This window comes from Halalkalibacter sp. HAAS-P014 (genome assembly GCF_056619965.1).
This window is the reverse complement of record NZ_JBWQTV010000047.1, coordinates 1-1,030: the sequence shown is the minus strand read 5'-3', so window position 1 is coordinate 1,030 and position 1,030 is coordinate 1. Positions and strand designations below refer to the sequence as shown.

Here is a 1,030-nt window from a genome sequence, read left to right as displayed (position 1 = left end):
TTGGATAAGTCCTCGACCGATTAGTATCTGTCAGCTCCACGTGTCGCCACGCTTCCACACCAGACCTATCAACCTCATCATCTCTAAGGGGTCTTACTGGATTAACTCCATGGGAAATCTCATCTTGAGGGGGGCTTCATGCTTAGATGCTTTCAGCACTTATCCCGTCCACACGTAGCTACCCAGCTATGCTCCTGGCGGAACAACTGGTACACCAGCGGTGTGTCCATCCCGGTCCTCTCGTACTAAGGACAGCTCCTCTCAAATTTCCTGCGCCCGCGACGGATAGGGACCGAACTGTCTCACGACGTTCTGAACCCAGCTCGCGTACCGCTTTAATGGGCGAACAGCCCAACCCTTGGGACCTACTTCAGCCCCAGGATGCGATGAGCCGACATCGAGGTGCCAAACCTCCCCGTCGATGTGGACTCTTGGGGGAGATAAGCCTGTTATCCCCAGGGTAGCTTTTATCCGTTGAGCGATGGCCCTTCCATGCGGAACCACCGGATCACTAAGCCCGACTTTCGTCCCTGCTCGACTTGTAGGTCTCGCAGTCAAGCTCCCTTTTGCCTTTGCACTCTACGAATGATTTCCAACCATTCTGAGGGAACCTTTGGGCGCCTCCGTTACTGTTTAGGAGGCGACCGCCCCAGTCAAACTGCCCACCTGACACTGTCCCTGAACCGGATCACGGCTCGAGGTTAGAATGTCAGCACAGTCAGGGTAGTATCCCACCGACGCCTCCACGTAAGCTGGCGCTCACGCTTCCAAGGCTCCTACCTATCCTGTACAAACTGTACCAACATCCAATATCAAGCTACAGTAAAGCTCCATGGGGTCTTTCCGTCCTGTCGCGGGTAACCTGCATCTTCACAGGTACTATAATTTCACCGGGTCTCTCGTTGAGACAGTATCCAAATCGTTACACCATTCGTGCGGGTCGGAACTTACCCGACAAGGAATTTCGCTACCTTAGGACCGTTATAGTTACGGCCGCCGTTTACTGGGGCTTCAATTCAGAGCTTCTCCC

The 1,030-nt window shown here is 54.0% G+C and carries 1 rRNA gene; it reads right to left on the bottom strand.

Annotated features, from left to right (window positions below):
- A 23S ribosomal RNA gene (locus AC1FXZ_RS21965) occupies positions 1–1,030 on the bottom strand; the annotation flags it as partial.